The 25,328-nt window shown below is 44.3% G+C and carries 25 protein-coding genes and 2 other annotated features; of the genes, 22 read left to right on the forward strand and 3 right to left on the reverse strand.

Annotated features, from left to right (window positions below; genetic code table 11):
* Nucleotides 1-226 precede the first annotated feature (226 nt).
* The 12 genes from hflK to thrS all read left to right on the forward strand — a co-directional run bounded on the left by hflK (nt 227) and on the right by thrS (nt 14,719).
* The gene (hflK, locus tag H7968_RS13535; protein ID WP_227396653.1) at nt 227-1,198 is read left to right on the forward strand and encodes an FtsH protease activity modulator HflK; all 972 of its coding nucleotides are present in this window, start codon (nt 227-229) and stop codon (nt 1,196-1,198) included.
* Nucleotides 1,188-2,147, forward strand: a complete 960-nt coding sequence (gene hflC, locus H7968_RS13540; protein ID WP_227396654.1) for a protease modulator HflC — start codon at nt 1,188-1,190, stop codon at nt 2,145-2,147. The genes hflK and hflC overlap by 11 nt, the downstream gene beginning before the upstream one ends.
* A gap of 104 nt (nt 2,148-2,251) precedes the next feature.
* Entirely contained in the window at nt 2,252-4,879 is a 2,628-nt protein-coding gene (gene polA / locus H7968_RS13545; RefSeq protein WP_227396655.1) for a DNA polymerase I, read from the forward strand.
* Nucleotides 4,880-4,899: 20 nt separating this feature from the next.
* Nucleotides 4,900-5,772, forward strand: a complete 873-nt coding sequence (gene mutM, locus H7968_RS13550; RefSeq protein ID WP_227396656.1) for a bifunctional DNA-formamidopyrimidine glycosylase/DNA-(apurinic or apyrimidinic site) lyase — start codon at nt 4,900-4,902, stop codon at nt 5,770-5,772.
* 13 nt (nt 5,773-5,785) lie between these two features.
* On the forward strand, nt 5,786-6,388 hold the full coding sequence (gene coaE, locus H7968_RS13555; RefSeq protein ID WP_227396657.1) for a dephospho-CoA kinase: 603 nt from the start codon (nt 5,786-5,788) through the stop codon (nt 6,386-6,388).
* A 195-nt stretch (nt 6,389-6,583) separates the two neighbouring features.
* Nucleotides 6,584-7,621, forward strand: coding sequence for a glyceraldehyde-3-phosphate dehydrogenase (locus H7968_RS13560; RefSeq protein ID WP_227396658.1), 1,038 nt, complete (start codon nt 6,584-6,586; stop codon nt 7,619-7,621).
* A 593-nt stretch (nt 7,622-8,214) separates the two neighbouring features.
* Complete coding sequence (gene speD, locus H7968_RS13565; protein ID WP_134376818.1) at nt 8,215-8,595, forward strand: adenosylmethionine decarboxylase; 381 nt, start codon at nt 8,215-8,217, stop codon at nt 8,593-8,595.
* Nucleotides 8,596-9,129: 534 nt separating this feature from the next.
* A complete protein-coding gene (locus H7968_RS13570) occupies nt 9,130-9,513 on the forward strand; it encodes a cytosolic protein (RefSeq protein ID WP_227396659.1) in 384 nt (127 codons plus the stop codon).
* A 70-nt stretch (nt 9,514-9,583) separates the two neighbouring features.
* On the forward strand, nt 9,584-10,045 hold the full coding sequence (nrdR, locus tag H7968_RS13575) for a transcriptional regulator NrdR (RefSeq protein WP_134376816.1): 462 nt from the start codon (nt 9,584-9,586) through the stop codon (nt 10,043-10,045).
* A gap of 57 nt (nt 10,046-10,102) precedes the next feature.
* On the forward strand, nt 10,103-11,479 hold the full coding sequence (locus tag H7968_RS13580; RefSeq protein ID WP_227396660.1) for a replication initiation and membrane attachment family protein: 1,377 nt from the start codon (nt 10,103-10,105) through the stop codon (nt 11,477-11,479).
* Nucleotides 11,479-12,417: a primosomal protein DnaI gene (gene dnaI, locus H7968_RS13585; protein ID WP_227396661.1), complete on the forward strand. Its 939-nt coding sequence runs from the start codon at nt 11,479-11,481 to the stop codon at nt 12,415-12,417. The genes H7968_RS13580 and dnaI overlap by 1 nt, the downstream gene beginning before the upstream one ends.
* Nucleotides 12,418-12,482: 65 nt before the next feature.
* Nucleotides 12,483-12,710 (forward strand) — a binding site (T-box leader).
* A gap of 77 nt (nt 12,711-12,787) precedes the next feature.
* Nucleotides 12,788-14,719, forward strand: a complete 1,932-nt coding sequence (gene thrS / locus H7968_RS13590; RefSeq protein ID WP_227396662.1) for a threonine--tRNA ligase — start codon at nt 12,788-12,790, stop codon at nt 14,717-14,719.
* Between the two features lie 52 nt (nt 14,720-14,771).
* On the opposite strand, the gene H7968_RS13595 is transcribed toward thrS, so the two are convergent.
* On the reverse strand, nt 14,772-15,239 hold the full coding sequence (locus H7968_RS13595; RefSeq protein WP_227396663.1) for a YusW family protein: 468 nt from the start codon (nt 15,237-15,239) through the stop codon (nt 14,772-14,774).
* A 510-nt stretch (nt 15,240-15,749) separates the two neighbouring features.
* On the opposite strand from H7968_RS13595, the gene infC reads away from it, so the two are divergent.
* The 4 genes from infC to H7968_RS13615 all read left to right on the forward strand — a co-directional run bounded on the left by infC (nt 15,750) and on the right by H7968_RS13615 (nt 17,252).
* Complete coding sequence (infC, locus tag H7968_RS13600) at nt 15,750-16,250, forward strand: translation initiation factor IF-3 (protein ID WP_406566414.1); 501 nt, start codon at nt 15,750-15,752, stop codon at nt 16,248-16,250.
* A gap of 22 nt (nt 16,251-16,272) precedes the next feature.
* The gene (gene rpmI / locus H7968_RS13605) at nt 16,273-16,461 is read left to right on the forward strand and encodes a 50S ribosomal protein L35 (protein WP_134376811.1); all 189 of its coding nucleotides are present in this window, start codon (nt 16,273-16,275) and stop codon (nt 16,459-16,461) included.
* Nucleotides 16,462-16,502: 41 nt separating this feature from the next.
* Nucleotides 16,503-16,862, forward strand: a complete 360-nt coding sequence (gene rplT, locus H7968_RS13610; protein WP_134376810.1) for a 50S ribosomal protein L20 — start codon at nt 16,503-16,505, stop codon at nt 16,860-16,862.
* 120 nt (nt 16,863-16,982) lie between these two features.
* On the forward strand, nt 16,983-17,252 hold the full coding sequence (locus H7968_RS13615; RefSeq protein WP_227396665.1) for a DUF1294 domain-containing protein: 270 nt from the start codon (nt 16,983-16,985) through the stop codon (nt 17,250-17,252).
* 368 nt (nt 17,253-17,620) lie between these two features.
* Here H7968_RS13615 and H7968_RS13620 read toward each other — a convergent pair whose 3' ends face one another.
* Nucleotides 17,621-18,016: a sigma-w pathway protein ysdB gene (locus H7968_RS13620; protein ID WP_227396666.1), complete on the reverse strand. Its 396-nt coding sequence runs from the start codon at nt 18,014-18,016 to the stop codon at nt 17,621-17,623.
* 116 nt (nt 18,017-18,132) lie between these two features.
* On the opposite strand from H7968_RS13620, the gene H7968_RS13625 reads away from it, so the two are divergent.
* The 3 genes from H7968_RS13625 (at nt 18,133) to H7968_RS13635 (ending at nt 20,412) form a co-directional block, all read left to right on the forward strand.
* Nucleotides 18,133-18,618 carry a dUTP diphosphatase gene (locus H7968_RS13625; protein ID WP_227396667.1) on the forward strand — a complete coding sequence of 162 codons (486 nt, stop codon included), beginning with the start codon at nt 18,133-18,135 and terminating at the stop codon, nt 18,616-18,618.
* 67 nt (nt 18,619-18,685) lie between these two features.
* Nucleotides 18,686-19,771, forward strand: coding sequence for a M42 family metallopeptidase (locus H7968_RS13630; RefSeq protein WP_227396668.1), 1,086 nt, complete (start codon nt 18,686-18,688; stop codon nt 19,769-19,771).
* A gap of 191 nt (nt 19,772-19,962) precedes the next feature.
* Nucleotides 19,963-20,412: a small multi-drug export protein gene (locus H7968_RS13635; protein WP_319799503.1), complete on the forward strand. Its 450-nt coding sequence runs from the start codon at nt 19,963-19,965 to the stop codon at nt 20,410-20,412.
* On the opposite strand, the gene sspI is transcribed toward H7968_RS13635, so the two are convergent.
* A complete protein-coding gene (gene sspI / locus H7968_RS13640) occupies nt 20,409-20,618 on the reverse strand; it encodes a small acid-soluble spore protein SspI (protein WP_227396669.1) in 210 nt (69 codons plus the stop codon). The genes H7968_RS13635 and sspI overlap by 4 nt on opposite strands.
* A gap of 110 nt (nt 20,619-20,728) precedes the next feature.
* On the opposite strand from sspI, the gene H7968_RS13645 reads away from it, so the two are divergent.
* From H7968_RS13645 to pheT, 3 genes are all read left to right on the forward strand, one after another.
* Nucleotides 20,729-21,475: a TrmH family RNA methyltransferase gene (locus H7968_RS13645; RefSeq protein ID WP_227396670.1), complete on the forward strand. Its 747-nt coding sequence runs from the start codon at nt 20,729-20,731 to the stop codon at nt 21,473-21,475.
* Between the two features lie 54 nt (nt 21,476-21,529).
* Nucleotides 21,530-21,774, forward strand: a binding site (T-box leader).
* Between the two features lie 77 nt (nt 21,775-21,851).
* Entirely contained in the window at nt 21,852-22,895 is a 1,044-nt protein-coding gene (pheS, locus tag H7968_RS13650; RefSeq protein ID WP_134376805.1) for a phenylalanine--tRNA ligase subunit alpha, read from the forward strand.
* Nucleotides 22,896-22,907: 12 nt separating this feature from the next.
* A complete protein-coding gene (pheT, locus tag H7968_RS13655) occupies nt 22,908-25,322 on the forward strand; it encodes a phenylalanine--tRNA ligase subunit beta (protein ID WP_227396671.1) in 2,415 nt (804 codons plus the stop codon).
* Nucleotides 25,323-25,328 lie beyond the last annotated feature (6 nt).

The raw sequence follows: 25,328 nt of genomic DNA on the forward strand, positions 1-25,328 counted from the left end.
CTTTAAGACATTTTCTTAATATTCAATTGATAAGATACAAAGTGAAAACCCCTTCATCCAAGGAACCCCGAAAAAAGCGTGAACAGACCCCGTTCACGCTTTTTTCATGTCTTTTTCTAAAAATCTGTAATTCCTTTATCCAGTCATCATCATTTTTGACATTTTACTGAAACCTTTCTGTTACATAATCGTATTATAGGCAATACATACAGAAAGGAAGAATGAGATGAGCATAAGACGAATTATGGCTGGGATCGGGATTGTGTTTGGTTCTGTCATCCTTCTTATTATATTGTTTACATCCTGGTACACCGTTGATGAATCCGAGCAGGCACTCGTTTTAACATTTGGTGAAGCCAATGAAACCATCACCGAATCAGGCTTGAAGTTCAAGCTGCCATGGCCTATTCAGCAGGTGGAGGTGTTATCAAAGGAAACCTTCAGTCTGCAGTTTGGTTATGAACAGGAAGGCGGGGAAATTCAATCATTTCCTGAAGAAACCGTGATGATTACAGGTGATGAAAACATTGTATTAACGGATCTTGTTGTTCAGTGGAAAATTACTGAACCTCGTGACTACCTGTTCAATGCGGAGGACCCGCGCGAGGTTTTATACGATGCAACGTCCGCATCCATCCGGAGTATTATTGGAAGTTCTACTATAGATGATGCTTTGACATCAGGGAAAGCGGAAATTGAAGCAGAGGTTCGGGAACTGCTGGCATCATTGATGGAGAAGTATGAGGTAGGGATTTCCGTTCAGGCAGTCCAGCTGCAGGACGTGGAACTGCCAAACCAGGAAGTGCGTCAGGCATTTACCGCTGTAACGGATGCACGTGAAACGATGATCACGAAAGAAAATGAGGCTGAAAAATATAGAAATCAGAAAGTAAACGAGGCGCAGGGGGAAAAGGATGCCATTGAATCCCGGGCCCAGGGTGAAAGAGCAGCCCGGATCGAACAGGCGCGAGGAGACGTTGCGATCTTTAACGAAATCTTTGCCGAGTATCAGAACAATCAGGAGATCACCCGTCAGCGTCTGATTTTGGAGACGCTTGAAGAAGTACTCCCGGGAACAAAGCTTTACATCATGAATGATAATGGAGATACGCTGAAATACCTTCCACTGCAGCCTGACAGTCAGCAGCCGGTTCCGCCACCTGCTGAAGAGAGTGAGGGTTCGTCAAATGGACAATAATGATCAGAATAAAGTATTTGATTTTAATAAAAAGCCAAAACAGACTAAGAAAAATATTGATATTGACTGGAAGAAATACCGTAAAGCAGGGATCATATCATTTCTTCTCATCTTCCTTCTGATCATTGCCCTTTTGAATGTGTTTATCGTAAAAGAAGGAGAATACCGGGTGATTCGTCAGTTTGGAGAGGTTGTTAATATTATAGAAGAGCCGGGATTACACGCGAAGATTCCGTTTGTACAGTCCGTCACGACACTCCCTAAATATCAGATGACCTATGATGTATCTGAAGCGGAAATTAACACGATGGATAAAAAGCGTATTATTATTGATAATTACGCTGTCTGGCGTATTACAGAGCCAATTAATATGATCTCGAATGCGGGTACCATGGTCAATGCAGAATCCCGCATGGAAGAATATATTTATTCAGTTGTCCGGTCTGAGCTTGGACGATTGAATTATGATGAGATTATAAATGATGAAAACTCTTCCAGAGGAAGCCTGAATGACCGTGTAACAGAGCGGGTCAATGAACTGCTTGAACAGGAGCAGTTCGGGATTGAAGTTGTTGACGTCCGGATGAAACAGACGAATCTTCCAGAGGCGAATGAGGAGTCCGTTTATACAAGAATGATTTCTGAGCGTCAGTCAACAGCTCAGGAATACTTATCAATGGGTGATGCGAACAAAAACCGGATCGAAGCGAATACGGATCGTGAAGTCAGGGAGCTGCTGGCAAAAGCAAACGCGGAAGCTGATGTGATCCGTGCGGAAGGTGAAGCAGAGGCGGCCAGAATCTACAATGAAGCCTTCTCAAAAGATCCTGAGTTTTATGAGCTGTTTAGAACACTCGAGTCGTATAAAACAACGGTGAATGATGAAACGATGATTATTTTACCTTCAGACTCACCGTACGCTTCCCTCCTGCAGGGAATAACTGAATAAAAGTGTGCAGGTGCCGCTGTTTTCCCTTTCATTTTGGAAATGCTAAAATGAAGGAAGGACAGCGGCTTTTTGCTGTAATTGAACCGGAAAAGGAGTGGATCAGCGTGTCAAAAAAGTTGATGCTGATTGATGGGAACAGTATTGCATACCGTGCTTTCTTTGCTTTACCGTTACTCAATAATGATAAAGGAATACATACGAATGCCATTTACGGCTTCACAACCATGCTAATGAAATTGCTTGACGAGGAAAAACCGACTCACTTAATGGTGGCTTTTGATGCCGGTAAAACAACCTTCCGGCATAAAACCTTCTCAGAATATAAAGGAGGACGTCAGAAAACACCACCTGAATTATCTGAGCAGTTTCCTTTTATCCGAGATCTGCTCGATGCCCACAGCATCGAATATTATGAGCTTGATCAATACGAAGCGGATGATATTATCGGAACGCTGTCCGCGCAGGCTGAAAAAGAAGGCTTTGAGACAGTGATTGTATCAGGAGATAAAGACTTAACGCAGCTCTCGTCTGATAAAGTCAGAGTGGATATTACGAAAAAAGGAATTACCGATCTGGAGAAATATACGCCTGCACATATTGAAGAAAAGTACGGGCTGAAACCGGATCAGATCATTGACATGAAGGGGCTTATGGGTGACGCTTCCGATAACATTCCAGGCGTTCCCGGGGTCGGTGAAAAAACAGCGATTAAGCTTCTAAAGCAATTTGGCACGCTTGAAAAAGTGTATGAATCGATCGATGAGGTAAGCGGGGCGAAGCTGAAGGAAAAGCTCTCAGATAATGAGCAGCATGCAGTCATGAGTAAAAAACTTGCGACGATCACAAGAACGGCTCCTGTCACAGTAAAGCTTGATCAGCTCGGAAAAAAAGAAGCAGATTCTGCAAAGCTGATTAAGCTTTATAAGGAGCTTGGCTTTAATTCGCTGCTCGAAAAGCTCGACGGTCCTGCAGAAGAAAAGGTGGAGCTGAAGGAGATTCAGTGGGAAACGATTACTGACTTTGAAAAAAACAGTATTCCGGATCATGCGGAGTTATATGTGGAATTGTTCGGAGAAAATTATCATACGGCACAAATTCTCGGGATCTCTGTTCATTTCAACGGGAAAACGTTTTTTATTTCTCCTGAGGACGCTGCTGAGTCCACTTATTTTAAAGAGTGGGTTGAAAATGATGCGGTGAAAAAGTCTGTTTATGATGCGAAGCAGTCGATCGTAGCATTCGGACGTTTAGGGATGCAGCTGAAAGGGATTGATTTCGATCTGCTCATTGCTTCCTATGTTATTGATGCTTCTGAAGCGGCGGATGATTTTGCCTCCATCGCGAAACGTCATGGTGCCGATGCTGTTCCAACGGATGAATCCGTCTATGGAAAAGGAGCTAAAAAAGCAGTACCCGACGATGAGACGCTTCAGCAGCATGTTGCGAGAAAAGCGGCTGCGATTGGGAACATTAAAGAAACATGTATTGAATCCTTAAAGAAAAACGAGCGGTACAGCCTTTTTGAAGAGCTTGAATTGCCTCTTGCCACGGTTCTGGCTTCGATGGAACAAAAAGGGGTGAAAGTCGACATTGAACGGCTGAAAGAGATGGGTGTTGAACTGAAAGAAAAGCTTGAGGAAATTGAGCAGAACATTTACCGCATTGCGGGTGAGGAATTTAATATCAATTCCCCAAAACAGCTTGGCGTCATTCTGTATGAAAAAATGGGGCTTCCTGCACTTAAGAAAACGAAAACAGGATACTCAACCTCTGCGGATGTGCTCGAAAAACTCAAGCCTGAACATGAAGTGATCGAACATATTCTGCATTTCAGACAGCTTGGTAAGCTGCAATCAACTTATATTGAGGGCTTGCTGAAGGTCATCCATGAAGATTCAAATAAAATTCATACACGCTATAATCAGGTGCTGACCCAGACTGGACGACTGAGTTCAACGGACCCTAACCTGCAGAACATTCCAATCCGTCTTGAGGAAGGGCGTAAAATCCGTCAGGCTTTTGTGCCATCAAAAGAAGGATGGGTCATGTTCGCGGCGGATTATTCCCAGATCGAGTTGCGTGTGCTTGCCCATATTTCAGACGATGAAGGGCTGAAGGAGGCGTTCCATGAGGGATTGGACATTCATACTAAGACGGCTATGGATGTATTTGGTGTGGCAAAAGAGGAAGTCACGTCCGATATGCGCCGTCATGCGAAAGCCGTTAACTTTGGTATCGTCTATGGCATCAGTGATTACGGCCTTTCGCAAAGCCTGGATATTCCGAGGAAAGAGGCAGCGGAATTTATTAAACGTTACCTTGAAAGCTATCCGAAAGTAAAAGAATACATGGACGATATTATTCATGAAGCGAAACAAAAAGGGTATGTGGAAACGCTGCTGCATCGCAGAAGATATATCCCGGAGATCACAAGCCGTAATTTTAACGTGAGAGGTTTTGCAGAGCGGACTGCGATGAACACTCCGATTCAGGGAACCGCCGCAGACATTATCAAAAAGGCCATGATTGAAATGGATGAAACGCTGAATCGTGAAAACCTGAAAGCCCGAATGCTGCTCCAGGTACACGATGAACTGATTTTTGAATGTCCGAAGGATGAAGTGAAAAAGCTTGAAAAACTCGTACCAGAAGTGATGGAAGCGGCTGTTGAGTTATCCGTTCCGCTGAAGGTGGATTATTCATACGGCGACACCTGGTACGATGCTAAATAAAGTGGAAGGAGCGGGTAAGGATGCCGGAACTTCCCGAAGTAGAACATGTAAAAAGGGGCCTCACACCTAAAATTGCGGGATTGACAATTGTTGAAACTGTGTTTTCCCAAACGGTCATCAATGCCCACGAATCAGGGAGAAAAGCGGTTATTAAAGGAGAAGGTCTTGACTATTTCAGAAGCTCAGTTATGAATGCCGAGATTGAAACAGTAGACAGGAGAAGCAAATATTTATTGTTCAGGCTGAAAAAAGATGACCGTACTGAATGGATTTTGTCCCATTTAGGCATGACCGGGGCTTGGTTTGTCGTGAATGATGTAGAAGAAATTGGGGAGCTCAGATTCCGGAATCATGTGCACGTCATTTTTACCCTTTCCAATGAGCAGCTGCTCGTGTACTCGGATATCCGAAGATTCGGTGAGATGAGGCATCTTAAAGATCAGTCTGATCACCCGCCTCTCCTTGCCATCGGTCCGGAGCCTTTTGATGCCGATGCTGAGAGCCGGTTTTTAGAAGCGCTGGAATGGACGAGATTCAGCCAAAAGCCGATCAAAGAATCGATTATGCATCATTCAGTCATTGCAGGCTGCGGCAATATTTACGCAACCGAAGCACTGTTCAGGGCGAGGGTGAATCCGAAAAGAAAGACGGAGCGCTTAAGTCTTCAGAAGAAAAAAGAGCTGTTCGGCCATATTGTGGACGTGTTGAAAGAAGGCATTGAAGCGGGTGGCAGCAGTATTTCTGACTACCGTAATGTCAATGGTGAAGCAGGCGGGATGCAGGAAAGACTGCAAATGTACGCAAAATCAGCGTGTCCATTATGCGGATACGAAGTGAAAAAAGCCGTGATCGGTGGCCGTACGTCTCACTACTGTCCGAAATGCCAGCGTTAACAGAAAGGATTTGTTGCACATGATCATTGGACTGACCGGAAGTATCGCTACCGGTAAAAGTACGGTAGCGAACGAATTGATAAATAGAGGGTTTACCGTCATTGATGCGGATCAATCAGCAAAAAAAGTGGTGGAACCGGGACAGGAAGCAAACCTGAAAATCAGGGAAGTGTTCGGTGACGACTTTTTCCTTGAAAACGGTGAACTGGATCGTGTCAAAATGGGGAACGAAATTTTTCGCAACCCGGATCAGCGTCAAAAGCTTAATGAAATTGTTCACCCTGCTGTCAGGCAGGACATGCTCAGACAAAAGGATGAAGCACTTGCTTCAGGTAAGACCACGATCTTTTTAGACATTCCACTGCTGTTTGAGAGTAAGCTGCAATGGATGGTTGAGAAAATCCTTGTTGTGTATGCAGAAGCGGCTGTGCAAAAAAAGCGTCTGATGGATCGCAACGGATACTCAGAGCAGGAAGCACTGGACCGGATTCAGTCACAGATTCCAGCTGAAGAGAAAAAACAGCTGGCTGATGCTTTTCTCGACAACAGCGGTGACCTGGCTGATACGATCGGACAGCTGGATGAAGTGATTAAACAGTGGGATCTGAAACCATAATATTGAGGTTTGAAAAATACTTACATTTAAAAGCCGGAGCCGACTCTTTTTGAGCGGCACCGGCTTTTTATGTTGCAAAACATAAGATTGGCAAAATCGTGAAAAATACCAATTAGGTCTTTGCAAACGCTTTTAATATGTTATACTATTTTTAGTTATTTTGATTATAAGTATAACATTATTAGGGGGATCCTCATGAAAAAAACGAACATTGCCATTAATGGATTTGGCCGCATTGGCCGAATGGTGTTTAGAAAAGCGATTATGGAGGACAATTTGAATCTTGTAGCCATCAATGCAAGCTACCCTCCGGAAACACTTGCGCACCTCATTAAATATGATTCCACTCATGGAGCGTTTGCGGCTGAAGTGTCCGCTGACGAGGATTCATTAACTGTAAACGGAAAGAAAATTCTGCTTGTAAATGACCGTAACCCGGAGAATCTTCCGTGGGCACGTCTTCAAATTGATATTGTGATTGAGGCTACAGGGAAATTTAATGCACGTGATAAAGCAGCTCTTCATTTAAACGCTGGCGCTAAGAAAGTTGTATTAACAGCACCTGGTAAACAGGAAGATGTCATGATTGTGATGGGCGTTAACGAAGACGCACTTGATGTTCACCAGCACGATGTCATCTCAAATGCTTCCTGCACGACAAATTGTCTTGCTCCGGTAGCAAAAATTCTTGATGAAGAATTCGGTATTGAAAACGGTCTTATGACGACTGTGCATGCCTATACGAACGACCAGAAAAACATTGATAATCCGCATAAGGATCTGCGCCGTGCACGTTCATGCGGACAGTCTATTATCCCGACTTCAACAGGTGCAGCGAAAGCGTTAGGAAAAGTTTTGCCGAACCTTCAGGGTAAACTGCACGGAATGGCGCTGCGCGTTCCAACACCAAACGTATCGCTCGTTGATCTTGTTGTAGATGTAAAACGGGAAGTGACAGTGGATGAAGTGAACGCAGCTTTTAAACGCGCTGCTGAAAATGAACTGAATGGGATTGTTGCATTTACAGCAGAACCGCTCGTATCGATTGATTTCAACACAAATCCAAACTCCGCGATCATCGACGGTCTGTCCACAATGGTCATGGGGGCTACAAAAGTTAAAGTACTTGCATGGTACGATAACGAATGGGGCTACTCATGCAGAGTCGTTGACCTCGTTCAGCACCTCGCTCACCAGATGGATCAGTCACATAGAGAAGTAACGGCTTCATAAGATGAAAACTCCTGCCATGGCGGCAGGAGTTTTTTATATGGCAGAGTCTTTTTTCCTGTAATAGCTGGTGCGAGTGAAACGAATGGTTCAAATTTTTGTTATCAGCAGAACTGGCGTCTCTATCGACAGTAATCTGAGGTCTATCGACGATTCGAAGCCTTCTATCAACATTTACATCCCTGCTAACGACAAAACCAATCCACTGCGGAGGACTATCAACAATATAAAGCGTGCGATCAACAACCATTGTCCTCCTTACGACAGTGCGGATCGTGCTATCGACATTTACAGATTTCATTTTAAAGAAATCTCGCAAGTCCGGGTGATATCATCAGCTCCTTTCTCGCGCGTGGAAGCGTTCTAACATTGTCATTGACAATCCTAAAAATAACCTTTTACATATCTCTATTTCAAAACAAGTTATTGCAAAACCTTTCAAAAAAACGTATACTGTTTTTCGTGATCTTATTTCGGTTCCACACAACATAACTTTCTGCTTAAAGGGTTAGGACCTCATCGGACTAACTTTCCCCCGTGGCAGTCAGTGTCTGACCAACCGGATGAGTTCAAATTTTGTTAAGGGGGAACGATCAATGGAAACTATGGGTCGTCATGTAATTGCAGAATTATGGGGCTGTGACTTTGAAAAGTTAAACAGCATGGAGTTAATCGAACAGACATTTGTCGATGCTGCTCTGAAATCAGGAGCAGAAGTCAGAGAAGTGGCATTTCACAAATTTGCACCGCAGGGAGTAAGTGGCGTTGTGATTATTTCTGAATCACACCTTACAATTCACAGCTTCCCGGAGCATGGTTACGCGAGTATTGACGTATACACATGCGGGGACCTGGATCCGACAATCGCAGCAGATTATATCGCTGAAGCGCTTGGTGCACAAACACGTGAGACTGTTGAAGTGCCAAGAGGCATGGGTCCTGTTAAAGTTGGTAAACCTGCTATTAGTGCCGTTTAATAGAATATTGACCGTTCAGGAGGATGCCTTTGTGCATCCTCTTTTTATATACTTATTAAATGGTGAAATCGGGCTGGACTCACCTGTCGCTTTCCGCCAAAGGAGTCTTCTGATGAGTCCAGCCTTCTTTGAGAAGCAATTCATTTTCTTAGGGTTAGTGATAGGAGAAGTATAAAAAGCCGGGCAGGGCCGCAGCCTACGCTTTCCGTGGCCGGGCGGTGAACCCCTTGTGCTTCGCACAATGGTTTCACCTGTCCCTTTCCGCCACAGGAGTCTCCGGCTGCGGCCCTGCCCTCTTTGAAACGTATTACATTTTCTTAAGGCAGTTAGTAATAGAAAAATACAAGGCCGACTCTTGTGGGATCTTCAAATCTTATGATGTTAAGGAAAGGTAAGGGAAACAAAACGGATAAGCAATGATTTTTAAACCGTACATATAATTTGAAACGTCTTTTGTGGCGTTTTGACGTGTGTTTTTATTTATTCGACAAAAACTGATAGAATGGATATACAGAGTTTAGAGGAGGAATGACGTTGGCAGGTTTAAAAGGGATGTTTAAGCGCTTCAGCTCAGAGTGTGAGACGCATGATTCGCACGCTGATAAAGAGCTTGAAACGCGTTATTACAAAGCTTCGTTTGATAAGGTGTATGATCAGGTTAAAAAGTATTTTTCTGGTGAAGGGTATGATATCTCATCGGAATCGAAGGATCATGGGGAGATTATGATCAATCGGACAAAAAAGCCTTCGATGTTTATTATTGCGACGGTTGTGAGTACAAGACCGATTCATACGGCGCTTGACTTAAAGATTTCCACGGACCAGACGATTGTTGGCGGTGCGTATCCGAAGCTGAAAGAGGAAGTGCTCGCCTGTTATCAGGCTATGTCAAGGGAGCTGCGGGAGTCAGATCGTTAAAGGCTACCTTGTGATTTCTCTCCTTTTTGGCTATCATAGTAAGAAATAGACCCAATTTGGAGCTGGTGAAATGAAATGTCCTTCGTGCCATGAAAATAATACGAGAGTAATTGACTCCCGTCAGATTGATGAAGGCAGATCAATCCGCAGAAGAAGAGAGTGCGAATCGTGTCACTACCGTTTTACGACGTTTGAAAAAGTGGAGGAAGTTCCGCTGATTGTTGTGAAGAGAGATGGCATACGTGAAGAATTCAGCCGTGATAAAATTCTCAGAGGTCTGATTAAAGCGTGTGAAAAGAGACCGGTTCCATTTGAAAACCTGGAGAAGATTTCAGGAGATATTGAACGGGAGCTGCGCAATCAGGGTATTTCAGAGATCCCGTCTGTTGATATCGGCGAGATGGTCATGGACCGGCTGTCAAAGGTTGATGAGGTCGCCTATGTCCGGTTTGCATCTGTCTACAGACAGTTTAAGGACATCAACGTATTTATTGAGGAATTAAAAGAACTGATGAATAAAGAACGTACATAAGAGAGTGAGAGGTCTTCCTCTTCTCTTTTTTTGTCTGAATGGAAAGGGTCTGAGTGTATGACGAACAGATGGAAAGAGATACAGCCTTCAGATGAATATAAAATCCAGCTGAATGGTCAGCTTAACCATCATGACAGGGAAATACTGACTTTTTTATATCAGCCGCTCGTAGGACCGGATGCAGTCAGTCTTTACAATCTCCTGTGGATGGAGGTAGACAAAAATCAGCTTGAGAGTGCCGGCTACAGTCATGGATCCCTCATGTCAATGCTGTCATTTTCCATTGATGAGGTGTTTCAGGCGAGGATGCGTCTGGAGGGAATGGGACTCTTAAAGACTTACCGTCATGGATCGGCTGATAAGAAATCCTATCTTTATCAACTTCAGCCTCCACTGAGTGCACGCTTGTTTTTTGAGGACCCGATGCTGAGTGTTTTTCTATATAAACAAATTGGCAGTGCTCAGTTTCAAAGGTTGAAAAAGGTTTTTTCCGTCCCTTTTGAAAGCCTTGAAAATTACACCGATATTACCCGGAGCTTTCAGGATGTATTTGAGTCGGACATGAAGCTGTCCCCTGTAAAATCGGAGACACCTGAGAAAAACACAACCGTTCTTTATCGGGCTGAAAATGAAGGAGTCCCTGCCGATTTTCAGGGATTTGATTTTCAGCTGCTGCTTGCGGGTTTATCAGAGGCATTGGTGCCCCGGAAAGCACTTACTTATGAGGTAAAGCAAATGGTCGTAAAGCTTTCCGTCCTTTACGGCTTAACTGAAACAGATATGAAAAATCCGATTTTATCGGCGCTGAATGAAGAGGATCAGATTGATGTACACGAATTAAGGAAGGCATGCCGTGATGTTTTCCAGCTCAGAAATAAAGGGACGCTGCCATCAATCAAAGCAAAAGCACAGGAAAGCACTGCGCAGGAGCCTGTCACGGAAATGAACACAGAAGACAGTCTTCTGCATTATCTTAAGACAGCATCTCCTGTAAAGGTATTATCGGACGCCTCAAAAGGTGTCGATCCGACGAGATCCGAGCTTGAACTGATTGAGACCCTTCTTTATGAGAAAAAGCTGCCTCAGGAAGTGGTGAATGTCCTTCTTCAGTTCGTCCTGTTGAGAACGAATATGAAGCTGACAAAAGGCTTCGCTGAACAAATCGCCAATCACTGGGTAAGGTCGGGTATTCAGACCGCAGAAGAAGCGATGGAGGAAGCGAAAAAAGAATATAAAAGCTATATGACCTGGAAAAAATCAGGCGGGCAGCAGCCATCTAAAAAAGGAAAGACGATCCGGAAGGAAAAGCTGCCGGACTGGTTTACTTCCAAGAGCGATTCAGAAGAAGATGAGGCCGATCCGGAATTCTTAAAAGAGCGGGAACGGTATTTAAAAGAGCGTAAAATGAAAAAACGCATGGCAGGTGATGAATAATGGATCCAATTAACCGGACGATCAGGCGTCTGTCAGGTTCCGATCAGTTCCAGCAGAGATATGAAATGATGAAAAAAGAGATTGCCTCCAATCCGGAGGTTCAGCATTTTCTTCAGCAAAACCGGGATAACCTGTCCAGGAATGCTGTGGATCAGGGAATGATTAAGCTTTACGAGTACATGAACCGTTCTGTAAAGTGTGCGGACTGTCCAAGCCTCGGAGAATGTAAAAATACGATGCAGGGATATGAGCCGAAGCTGATCATCCAGAATGGTTTTATTGACCTACAGTATGCGCCATGTCCAAGACAGCTCGCAGCCCGTGAGCAGAAGGAAACGGAAAAGCTGATCCAAAGCATGTATGTTCCAAAGGATGTTCTGAAGGCAACTTTTGATCAGGTGGATGTGGACAGCCCATCCCGGATGAAGGCGTTGCAAATGGCTGAGGACCTTGTGAAAAGATTGACAGAGGACCCTGAACATTATAAAGGCCTGTATCTTTACGGGCAGTTCGGTGTAGGAAAAAGCTATCTGCTTGGTGCCATTGCCAACGAACTGAAGAACCAGAACAAAGCAAGCTTTATTTTATATTTCCCGGAGTTTCTGAAGGAAATGAAACAGTCATTAGGAGATCAATCGTTTGCAGGGAAAGTGGATGCCGTAAAAAAAGCATCTATTCTTATGCTTGATGATATCGGGGCGGAATCAATCTCAAGCTGGGCGCGCGATGAAGTGCTCGGGACGATTCTGCAGTACCGAATGGCAGAGGGGCTTCCGACTTTCTTCAGCTCCAATTTCGATTATGAAGGGCTTGAGCATCACCTGACATTCTCACAGCGTGGAGAGGAAGAACCGGTAAAGGCAGCGAGAATCATGGAAAGAATTAAATTTCTCTCTATACCTGTTGAAATGAAGGGCAAAAATAAACGCCATTCTTAAAAAACCCTCTTGCTTTTGGAAAAGGACTGCTCTAAAATGTCCTTATACATTTGAATTAGATATTTTTAAAGGCACTGATGGGGACATGAATCATTTTGGCTGATTTTCAGAGAGAGAGGACACGGCTGCAAGCCTCTCATGACGCGGAATGACTTTACCACCCTTGAGCCGTACGAGTGAACCTTTCAGTAATTTGTACCGGATGCAGCCCGTTAGCTGAACCAGAGATTCTGAATGCAGTCTGTTCAGAAAAAAGGGTGGAACCGCGGGTTTGATAAAACTCCGTCCCTTTCCAGGGATGGGGTTTTTTTATATGCATAAAAAAGCATGAAGGCGAGAGTCCATGCAAAATCAAAAAGGAGTGTTAATGATGGAAGAAAACATGCTGATTACATTTCCAGATGGCAATAGCCGGGAGTATCCGAAAGGAACATCTGTTGAGAAAATTGCTTCATCCATTTCTTCAGGACTGAAGAAAAAAGCGGTTGCAGGTAAAGTGAACGGTGAGCTGATCGATCTTCGCACACCGATCGAAGCGGATGCGACAGTCGCAATCTTAACGCCTGATGATGAAGAGTCTCTTGAAGTTATGCGTCACAGCGCTGCTCACCTGATGGCACAGGCTGTTAAACGTCTTTACCCGGATGCGAAGCTTGGTGTCGGTCCTGTGATTGAAGGTGGCTTCTACTACGATATTGATACTGAGTCATCTATTTCAACAGAGGATCTTCCGCGTATTGAAAAAGAAATGAAAAAAATCGTTGGGGATAACATTGATGTGGAGCGTGAGGTTGTCAGCCGCTCGGAAGCGGTTCGCCGTTTCGAAGAGATCAATGATCCTTACAAGCTGGAGCTGATTGAAGCGATTCCGGCTGATGAAGACGTGACAATTTATAAGCAAAGTGAATTTTTTGACCTTTGCCGCGGTATCCACGTTCCTTCAACAAAACATATTAAGGAATTTAAGCTGTTAAGCGTGGCCGGTGCCTACTGGAGAGGAAACAGCGATAATAAAATGCTTCAGCGTATTTACGGAACAGCTTTCTTTAAGAAAGAAGATCTTGATCACCACCTTCAGATGCTTGAAGAAGCGAAGCAGCGTGACCACCGTAAAATCGGAAAGGAGCTTGACCTGTTCACGAGCTCTCAGCTTGTTGGTCAAGGTCTGCCGATCTGGCTGCCAAAGGGTGCGACAATCCGCCGTACAATTGAACGCTACATCGTAGATAAAGAAATTTCACTTGGCTATGACCATGTGTATACGCCTGCATTAGGCAGTGCTGAGCTGTATAAAACAAGCGGTCACTGGGACCACTACGAAGAAGGCATGTTCCCCCCAATGGAGATGGATAATGAAACACTTGTCCTCCGTCCGATGAACTGCCCGCACCATATGATGGTGTACAAACAGGACATTCACAGCTATCGTGAGCTGCCGATCCGTATTGCAGAGCTTGGTCTGATGCACCGTTATGAAATGTCAGGTGCACTTTCAGGACTTCAGCGTGTGCGTGCCATGACATTAAATGATGCTCATATTTTCGCGCGTCCTGATCAGATCAAGGAAGAGTTCCAGCGCGTTGTGCGTCTGATCGAAGAAGTATATAAAGACTTTGGATTAAATGAATATAAATTCCGTCTTTCTTACCGTGACCCGGAGGATACAGAGAAGTATTTTGATGACGATGAGATGTGGGAAAAGGCTCAGGCGATGCTGAAAGAAGCTATGGACGATATGGGCCATGACTACTTTGAAGCAGAGGGTGAAGCGGCTTTCTACGGACCGAAGCTTGATGTTCAGGTGAAAACAGCGATCGGTAAGGAAGAAACGCTTTCAACTGTTCAACTTGACTTCCTTCTGCCTGAGCGCTTTGATCTGAATTATATCGGTGAAGATGGCAAGCAGCACCGTCCGGTTGTTATTCACCGCGGAGTTGTTTCTACAATGGAACGATTTGTTGCCTTCCTGATTGAAGAACATAAGGGAGCACTACCTGTGTGGCTGTCTCCTGTTCAGGTTCAGGTCATTCCTGTTTCACCATCGATCCATCTTGACTACGCGAAAAAGGTGCAGGAAGAGCTGCAGCTTGCAGGCGCACGTGTGGAGCTTGACAGCCGTGATGAAAAAATGGGTTATAAGATCCGTGAAGCTCAGATGAAGAAGATCCCTTATATGCTTGTTGTGGGAGATAAAGAAGCGGAAAATAATGAAGTGAATGTCCGTAAATATGGAGAACAGGATTCTGAAACGGTTTCGTTAGAGGCGTTTGCAGAAGTTCTTAAAAAGGACATCAGGAAATAATAAAGGTTTGACACATAAAACCCGGCACCTTAATCAGGCAGCCGGGTTTCTCTTATGCTTCACGTTCATAATCTTTTTCTGTTCCGTCTTCGAATTTAATTTCAACATCGATAGACTGGAAGCCTTCTTCAATTTCGAACCCCTCAATAACAGCATTGATCACTTCTTCATCGGGTGTATCCACTGTAAATTCGAAGCTGCTTAAAACAGGCTGCATCTCTTGAAATGCGTCATCTCCTGAGAGCATCATCATATTTTGTTCATCTTCAAAAGAAGCTTTAATCGTTTCTCCTTCTGCATCGTAAGTCGTTTCAAAATCATTATCATTTCCTTCATAATCGACATCAATGTCAAACTCTAAATAAGGTATGTCAGTGTTATCCTGTGAAGATCCGCTGTCAGACTGTTGACCTGATTGTTCTTCTTCGGGGGCAGGGTTATTGACTGTTTCATCATCACCGCAGGCTGCAAGAAGAAAGGTCATGGTGGCGATTGTGGTAAGGGTATATGTGTATTTCAATTGTGTGCCTCCGTTCTGGTTGGTTTACAGTCAGTTTAGCCTGTTTCAGCAAACTTAAACGCAGTTTGAGAAGGCAGGTAGACACATCATTCGTCATCATTTTAGGAACATGATCAATCATCTTACGAAAGACTGTTTAAATAGACAAGGACCATTCATTAAAAAAATCCAAAAAACTGTTGCGACATCCGAAATCATTTGATATGATCAATCATGTTGATTTAATTACGAACAAGGATTGACAGCAGACTTTTGCTGCGTTACAATAGCATGAGTGAATTGAATACGAATTTGTGTACAAGAAGAGGCACCCGCTTCTCACCTGACCGGCACAGCAGTAGCTGACAGGTAACACGCAGTACGTACATACATAAAGTATGTATCGGCATGCATGGATGCGGGGAACTAATGTGGTTTCCGGCTTTTTTTATGTCTTAAAGCACTAATCTTATGCGCAAACCGAGTATTCTCAAATCAATCCGGAGGTGGATTACTATTAGCAAAGACGTAATGGTTAACGAAGGAATCCGTTCACGCGAAGTACGTTTAATCGATCAAAACGGCGAACAGCTTGGTATTAAATCCAAGAACGAAGCCCTTGATATTGCAGCGCGTGTAAACCTTGATCTGGTTCTTGTTGCACCAAATGCGAAGCCGCCTGTTGCACGTATCATGGATTACGGTAAATTCAAGTTCGAGCAGCAGAAGAAAGAAAAAGAGGCACGTAAAAATCAAAAGGTTATCAATCTGAAAGAAGTTCGTCTAAGTCCGACGATTGATGAGCATGATTTTAACACGAAGCTTCGTAATGCACGCAAGTTCCTTGAAAAAGGGGATAAAGTAAAAGCGTCCATCCGTTTCCGCGGACGTGCGATCACGCACAAGGAAATCGGACAGCGGGTTTTAGAGCGTTTCGCTGAGGAATGCAAAGACGTTTCAACAGTGGAATCAAAACCTAAAATGGACGGCCGCAGCATGTTCTTAATGCTTGCACCAACGATCGAAAAGTAATGATTTAAGGAGGATACTACTCATGCCAAAAATGAAAACTCACCGTGGATCAGCTAAGCGTTTCAAAAAGACTGGATCTGGAAAACTTAAGCGTTCACGTGCATACACTAGTCACCTTTTCGCTAACAAGTCTACAAAAGCTAAGCGTAAGCTTCGCAAAGGTTCTCTTGTGTCTTCAGGCGATTACAAGCGCATCAAAAACATGATCTAATTTTAAAATACAGAACAAAGATTTATTAGGAGGTAATCACTATGCCACGTGTTAAAGGTGGAATCGTTTCTCGTAAACGTAGAAAAAGAGTTCTTAAACTCGCTAAAGGATATTATGGTTCAAAACATACGCTATACAAAGTAGCTAACCAGCAGGTAATGAAGTCAGGAAACTATGCTTTCCGTGACCGTCGCCAGAAAAAGCGTGATTTCCGTAAGCTTTGGATTACTCGTATCAACGCAGCAGCTCGTACAAACGGACTTTCTTACAGCCGTTTAATGCACGGACTTAAGCTTGCAGGTATCGAAGTAAACCGTAAAATGCTTGCTGAGCTTGCTGTAGCTGACGAAAAAGCATTCACACAGCTTGCAGACGCTGCAAAAGCTGAACTTAACAAGTAATAATTAAAGGGACTGTTCCGATTGACGGAGCAGTTCTTTTTTATTTTAAATGCCGCGTGATCTGTTCTATACTGAAATAGATAATGAAGCATTGATCATATGTAAAGAAAGGAAATATGAATGAATCAGCTATTTTTGGGATACTTACTGTTAATCAATATTGCGGGATTTGCTACGATGGGGATCGATAAAAAGAAGGCTAAGAAAAATGAGTACCGTATTCCAGAAAAAACATTGTGGCTTGTTGCATTCGCAGGAGGAGCGCTCGGCAGCTGGCTTGGCATGCAGTTTTTTCACCACAAGACAAGACACCGTAACTTCTCCATGGGACTTCCATTTCTCGTAATCGTGTATGGAGGGCTTCTGATTTATACCTATTACTGGCAGTAAAAAAGATAGGGATTTGACTTTGAGTTGCGTCAAATTCCTATCTTTTTTTGTTTGGGATTGCATTATACCATTTTTGAGATAACTGGTTTTTTGTGAAAAACGGCCAGATGACAATCACGCTTGTGAAAATCGCTGTTCAGCTTTAGGAAGTAGAAGTTGATCTATCGACAGATTCTTTGGTGATATGAACAGATCGTTGAGTGCTATCAACAGAAATAACGTATCTACCGACAGGATTTTAAGTGCTCTCAACAATTCCAGTCCTAGAAGGCTTTCTATCTACAAATATGTGTTGTCTAGTGACAGAAATCATTCTGCTATCAACACCTGCCTGCAAATGATCTACTGCAAAAAATTACTCAATGGATTCATTCCATCCGATCCTTTTCAAGCAGCTCCCTGATCGGACTCTTCCAATCAATCCTGGCGTGGGGATAATTGCTGCGAACCTCCGTTTCAAGAAAGCGGAAATCCTCAATCGTAAACCCCTGCAGTCTGGAAGGGTCATGCGGCCAGATGAAAATCGAAACAACATCAAATGAACGCTCCGTTTCACCCAGATATTTTTCACCTTGAAACATCAGACCTTTATAAGTAATAAAGAAATTTTTACGTGGATTATTCGAATCATCATGAAAATAATAATCTGCTTTTTCGTGGGCAAGCTCCAATTTCCTCTTCGGATCAAACAAATATTTAAATCCCTTATAAATAAGATAAAGAACAGCTGCAAGTATAATCAGCCTCAGCAAAAGAACAACCATTTAAACGCCCCCCAACAATCCTTGTCCTCTATACGTACCGAGGGATAAAAAGGTTCCAATTTTCTTTTCTTTTTTTGTGATTTTGATACACTGAACAGAGAAGGAGAGGGAAAATGATGAACTGGACTAAATTGTATGATATGCAACTTGAACTTGACCGCTTTATTGAGCGTGAAAATAATATTGAAAAACAGGAAGTAACGGATAAAAAAATACTCGCGCTGCTCGTTGAAGCAGGAGAGCTGGCTAATGAAACGAGATGTTTTAAATTCTGGAGCAAAAAAGGCCCATCCGAGAGATCAGTCATTCTAGAGGAATATGTGGACGGGATCCATTTTCTTTTGTCTATCGGGCTTGATCTGGAATTAAGATATACAGATCAGGCAGAAGTGCATTCTGGCAGTGATTTGAGCGACCTGTTCCTTGACTTTTACCATTCAGTTACTCAATTCAGAAGCTATCAGAGCCAATTTAATTACGATGGAATGTGGGATCGGTATTTAAAAATTGGGACGGTACTCGGCTTTTCTGTGGAGGACGTCATGAGTGCATATACGGAAAAAAATGAAGTTAATATTAAGCGTCAGCAGGAAGGCTATTAATCAGCTTTGTGAATAATCTGACGAAATGGTATAATTTTGACTGGATGAAAATTAGGGAGGCGAAGAAATGGCTGAATATAACGAACAGCTGACGATGCTTAAAGACTTAACGGATGCTAAAGGTATTCCGGGTAACGAACGTGAACCGAGAGAGGTAATGAAAAAATACATAGCACCATTCGCTGATGAAGTGACAACGGACGGAATCGGTAGTCTGATCGCCAAAAAGACAGGTGAGGCAAATGGACCGCGTGTTATGGTTGCCGGTCACCTGGATGAAGTCGGATTTATGATCACGCAGATTGATGATAAAGGTTTTCTGCGCTTTCAAACCGTAGGAGGCTGGTGGTCACAGGTAATGCTGGCTCAGCGCGTTACGATTGTAACGAAAAAAGGGGATATTACCGGGGTCATTGGTTCAAAACCACCTCATATCCTTCCTCCGGAAGCGCGTAAAAAACCGGTTGATATCAAAGACATGTTTATTGATATCGGTGCTTCTTCCCGTGAAGAGGCAATGGAGTGGGGTGTCACACCTGGTGATATGGCTGTTCCTTATTTCGAATTTACTGTCATGAACAATGACAAGATGCTTCTTGCAAAAGCCTGGGATAACCGTATTGGCTGTGCGATTGCCATTGATGTCATGAGAGCGTTAAAAGATGCGCAGCACCCGAATGAAGTATACGGTGTAGGCACGGTTCAGGAGGAAGTGGGACTGCGCGGTGCCCGTACGGCGGCAGCAACAGTGAAGCCGGATATCGGTATTGCAGTTGACGTGGGTATTGCGGGGGATACACCTGGTATTACGTCTAAAGAAGCCAGCTCTAAAATGGGTGACGGTCCTCAGATAATCCTTTATGATGCATCGATGGTTGGTCATAAAGGGCTGAGAGATTTTATTACGGGTATTGCTGATGAGCATGGTATTCCATATCAGTTTGATGCGATTGCAGGCGGAGGAACGGACGCTGGATCGATTCATCTTTCTGCGACGGGTGCACCGTCGATTGCGATTACGGTTGCTTCGCGTTATATTCATTCGCATGCTGCGATGATTCATAAAGATGATTATGAGAATGCGGTGAAGTTGATTGTGGAAGTGATTAAGAAGCTGGATCGTGATGCGGTGAATAAGATTACGTTTGATTAAGTGAAGAGAGGTTGCCGGGTGGTGAATGTGCCACTTGGCAGCCTTTTATTATTGGGAAACGTGGCTCTGCGCTGCAGACGGCGCTTTCCGCTCATGGCTATTAATTCGGATTTTATGGGGTTGTGAAACTATTTTGCTGTTGGTTCGTAAGCTTGTTTATACGAAGTTTAGTGTTGAGGGAGTGTGTAGGTGTGGGTTTGGTTGAGTATGTGCTGTTGTTTTTGGCTGCTGCTACGCCGTGGCTGGAAATTGCATTAGTGGTTCCTTTGGGGATTGTGAGAGGGCTGTCGCCATTTTGGGTCATGGTAACCGGTTTTGCGGGGAATTTATTAACGGTCTTTTTATTAATTGTTTTATTTCAGAGGGTAAGGGATTATCTGGCGAACAGGAAAAAAGGTGAAAAGAAAGAAGGGAAGAGGCAGACGAGAGCGCGTAATATTTGGAATAAATACGGGCTGCCGGGGCTATCCCTTCTTGGACCGATTCTGATTGGTACTCATATTGCTGCGTTTATCAGCATGTCGCTTGGTGCAGATAAAGCAAGAGTGCTATTCTGGCAAATCGTCAGTATTGCCTTGTGGACGCTGATCTTCGGGTATGCTGCGATAGCAGGTGTTGATTTTCTGATCCGTGAGTCTTAATGTTTCAGGCCGTTTTCAAGAAGCTCAAGCATTTTTTGCTGGTCTTCTCCTGAACTTTCTTTCCAGATAATTTCAAACAGGACGCCGAGCCCTGGGAGTAATTCTTCCTTTTTACGCTCGATGGAATCGGTAATGGTGTCCTCAAGCTGGGCGGTTGAATTATCCTTTACATTGTGAATGACGGTTTCGCGGATGTTCAAATTCATCGTGTTTCCTCCTCTCATATGATCTGAACTATTTTTCCCTGGAATTGTTTTGTTTATGCGGAAAAACTCCGCTATAATGAGGAAATCGGATAATCAGAGGAGAGAATGGTATGAGTGTGATTCAGTCCATGCAAAATGGGAAGGTAAAAGAGTGGAAAAAGCTTTTGACGAAAAAGGGACGGGATAAATCCGGTTTGTTTCTTGTTGAAGGATATCATTTGATAGAAGAAGCAATTCTTGCGGATGCAGTTATTGAAGTGATTGTCCGTGAAGGTGTGGAGATACCAGGAAAAGCAGAGGAGCTACCGGTTTCGATCGTGACAGAGGAGATCAGTGCAGCCCTTGCCGAGACAGAGCATTCACAAGGTGTATTTGCTATTTGCAGACAGCCTGATCTGAATGTGGCAACGCTGACAGGGAAGCAGCTGCTGATCCTTGATTCCGTTCAGGATCCCGGAAATATCGGAACGATGATCCGGACAGCGGACGCGGCCGGAATAGATGCTGTCATTTTAGGAAAAGGGACGGCGGATCCTTATAATGCTAAAATTCTGCGTGCAGCCCAGGGCAGTCATTTCCATCTTCCGATTGTTAAAGAAGACATCCAATCTGTTCTTGCGTATTGTAAAAACAACGGTATTTCTGTTTTCGGTACGTCACTGCAGGAGGCACTTCCGTATAGAGAAGTGGACAGCAAGAAAGAATTTGCCCTCATCATGGGGAATGAGGGAGCGGGGATGAAACAGGAGCTGCTTGAGCAGACCGATCAGAACCTGTATATTCCGATCTATGGGAAAAGTGAATCGTTAAATGTGGCGATTGCTGCAGGTATTCTGCTTTATCATTTAAAGGGATAGAGATTCCCTCTTTTAATAATAGGCGAATTAGTATATACTTGTTGAGGATAAATCATAAAGACTTTGACGGAGAAAAGTAATCACGTGTGACTGCAAAAGGGAAGGCGGATCATAGACTGAAAATCTGCCTGCACGAACCATGATGAAGTTCACCTCCCGAGTCGGCATCGGGACCGCTTGGTTTGAGCGTAAAGATGCACCGGCTAAACGCCGTTATCAGTCAATTGAGAGGATCAGTCTTATAGATAAGCCTGATCAATCAGGGTGGTACCACGGAATCAAAGCACTTCGTCCCTAGTTTTAGGGGAGAAGTGCTTTTTTGTATGGAAAGCTTTGTTATCAATTGTTAACAGAGCCATCAAAAGGAGGAAAGGCAATGGAAGAACGCTTAAAAGAATTAAGCCAGCAGGCGCTGGCGCAGGTTGAAGAAGCGCAGGATCTTAAAGCAATCAACGATGTACGTGTCGCGTATCTCGGGAAAAAAGGTCCCATTACGGAAGTATTAAAAGGCATGGGTAAGTTATCTGCGGAAGAACGCCCGAAAATGGGGGCGCTTGCCAATGAAGTGCGTGATGAGATTGCTAAGGCCATTGAAGTCAAGCAGGAAGAGCTTGAAAGACAGGCGGTGGAAAAACGTCTTGCAGAGGAAGCGATTGATGTAACCCTTCCAGGCCGCCCTGTGCCGGCAGGTCATGCTCATCCGCTCACGACAGTGATCAGTGAGATCGAAGACCTGTTTATTTCAATGGGTTATACCATTGAAGAAGGACCTGAAGTGGAAAAGGACTATTATAACTTTGAAGCACTGAACCTGCCGAAAGGCCATCCGGCTCGTGATATGCAGGATTCATTTTATATTACTGAGGACATTTTGCTTCGCACGCATACATCCCCTGTTCAGGCAAGAACGATGGAGCGTCATGCAGGTAAAGGTCCGGTGAAAATCATCTGCCCGGGTAAAGTGTACCGCCGTGATAATGATGATGCGACGCACTCACACCAGTTCATGCAAATCGAAGGTCTCGTCGTGGATGAGAATATCCGTATGAGTGATCTGAAAGGAACGCTGAACGTATTTGCCAAAAAGATGTTTGGTGAAGACCGTGAAATCCGTCTGCGCCCAAGCTTTTTCCCATTTACAGAGCCTTCTGTTGAAATGGATATTTCATGTAAAATCTGTGGCGGTAAAGGCTGCAGTGTATGTAAGGGAACAGGATGGATTGAAATTCTTGGTGCAGGTATGGTTCACCCGAACGTACTGCGTATGGCAGGATTTGATCCTGAAAAATATACCGGTTTCGCATTCGGAATGGGGCCGGAACGAATCGCAATGCTGAAATATGGCATTGACGATATCCGTCATTTCTACACAAATGATTACCGCTTTTTAGATCAATTCGGACGAAAAGAAATTCGATAAGGAGGGCTCCAGATGTTTGTATCATATAAATGGTTAGAAGAATATGTAGATTTATCGGGCATTACACCTGAGGAGCTCGCAGATAAAATTACCCGCTCCGGAATCGAAGTGGAAGGAGTCGAGGTTCCAGGTGAAGGCATCAGCGGTGTTGTCGTTGGACACGTGCTGTCATGCGAAAAGCATCCTGAGGCAGATAAACTGAATATTTGCCAGGTGGACGTTGGTGAAGAAGAGCCTGTACAGATTATCTGTGGCGCAGCGAACGTTGGCGCAGGTCAGAAGGTTGCTGCAGCAAAGGTTGGTGCTGTACTGCCGGGTAATTTTAAGATTAAAAAAGCGAAGCTTCGCGGTGAAGCTTCACACGGAATGATTTGTTCCTTGCAGGAGCTTGGTGTTGAAGGAAAGCTTGTGACAAAGGAGTATTCAGAAGGGATTTTCAACTTCCCTCAGGATGCTGAAGTTGGAGCGGATGCGATTGAAGCGCTGATGCTTGATGACTCTATCCTTGAGCTTGGTTTGACACCTAACCGTGCAGATGCGATGAGCATGATCGGGGTAGCGTATGAGGTCGGTGCGATTTTAGACCGTCCGGTAAAGCTGCCTGATTTGAGTTATGAAACGGTTTCACACCAGGCAGCTGCTGACGTTAAGCTGACGGTTGAAGCGAAAAAAGAAAATCCTGTTTATCTGGCGAAGGTCATGAAAAACGTAAAGGTAAAGCCATCACCTCAGTGGATGCAAAATCGATTAGTCGCAGCAGGTATTCGTCCTCACAACAATATTGTGGACATAACCAACTATATTTTAATTGAATATGGTCAGCCGCTTCATGCTTTTGACTTGGATCAGGTTGGAACAGGTGAAATCCTGGTCCGCCTCGCAAATGAAGGTGAAAAAATTAAAACACTTGATGAAGCGGAACGCACACTTCAGTCTCATCACCTTGTCATTACAAATGGTAAAGAGCCAATCGCAATTGCCGGTGTGATGGGTGGCTATGACAGTGAAGTAACGTCTGAAACCGTGAATGTTGTCATTGAATCGGCTTATTTTGCTCCGTCATCAGTCCGCCAGACTTCAAAGGATCTGGGACTTCGCAGTGAAGCAAGCTCGCGCTTTGAAAAAGGCGTGGATCCGAAACGTGTTGCCCTTGCTGCAGAGCGTGCTGCCCAGCTGATGGCTCAGTACGCAGGAGGTGAAGTTTCAGAGGGAACGGTTGCCTTTGATGAGCTGTCAAAGGAAGAGAAGAAAATCTCTGTTTCCCTTGAGAAAATTAATCGCGTAACAGGAACGGACCTTTCGGAAAATGAAGTGCTTGATCTGTTCCGCCGCCTGCAGATCACGGCAGAAGCGTCAGATGGCGTGATCCATGTTTCAGCACCAACGCGTCGAGGAGATCTTGAAATTGAAGAGGATCTGATTGAGGAAGTAGCGAGACTGTATGGATATGATCTGATTCCAATGACACTTCCGGTTCATGCGACAAATCCGGGCGGACTTTCTGTGAGACAGCAAAAGCGCCGGTTAATCCGCCAGACGGCTGAAGGTGCAGGCCTTACACAGGCAGTGACGTATTCTTTGACGAACGAGCAGAAAGCGACTGAGTTTGCGCTTGATACGACTGAGACAGTGAAGCTGTTAATGCCAATGAGTGAGGAGCGCAGCCAGCTGCGTCTGAGCATCATACCGCAGCTTCTTGAAAGTGTTTCTTATAATCGAGCAAGACAAAAAGACTCTTCAGCCTTTTATGAAATTGGCTCAGTGTTCCTGAAAACAGTGGATCAGGAACTTCCAAAAGAAGAAGAGCATCTAGCCGGCGCACTGACAGGCCTATGGCAGCTGCATCCGTGGCAGGGTGAGAAAAAGCCTGTTGATTTTTATGTAGTAAAAGGAATCCTTGATGCGATCTGGGACCGTCTTGGGATTAAGGAAGAGATCCGTTACGAAACAGCCAAAATGGATCACCTTCACCCTGGACGTACGGCAGCGATTTACTTCAGGGATGAGCAGATCGGTATCGTCGGTCAGGTTCACCCTGTTAAAGAAAAAGAGCTTGACCTGAAGGAAACGTATGTATTTGAAGTGAAGCTTGAGTCCATCTACGCACACGATGCGGACCCGCTTAAATACAGTGCCATTCCACGTTATCCATCGATTTCACGTGATATTGCACTTGTAACGGACCGCACAGTGGAAGCGGGTACCCTTGAGACGATCATTAAGGAAGCCGGCGGTAAACTGCTGAAATCCGTTCAGCTGTTTGACCTTTACGAAGGAGACCGTATGGAGGAAGGCAAGAAGTCACTCGCGTTCTCCCTTCTGTATATGGATCCTGAACGTACGCTGACAGACGAAGAGGTCGGCAACGTCCACAACCGCGTACTTGAAGCGGTGAAAGAGAAAACAGGAGCAGAACTGCGTTCATAATAAAAC

The organism is Jeotgalibacillus aurantiacus (assembly GCF_020595125.1).
In the GTDB taxonomy this organism is placed as follows: Bacteria; Bacillota; Bacilli; order Bacillales; family Jeotgalibacillaceae; genus Jeotgalibacillus; species Jeotgalibacillus aurantiacus.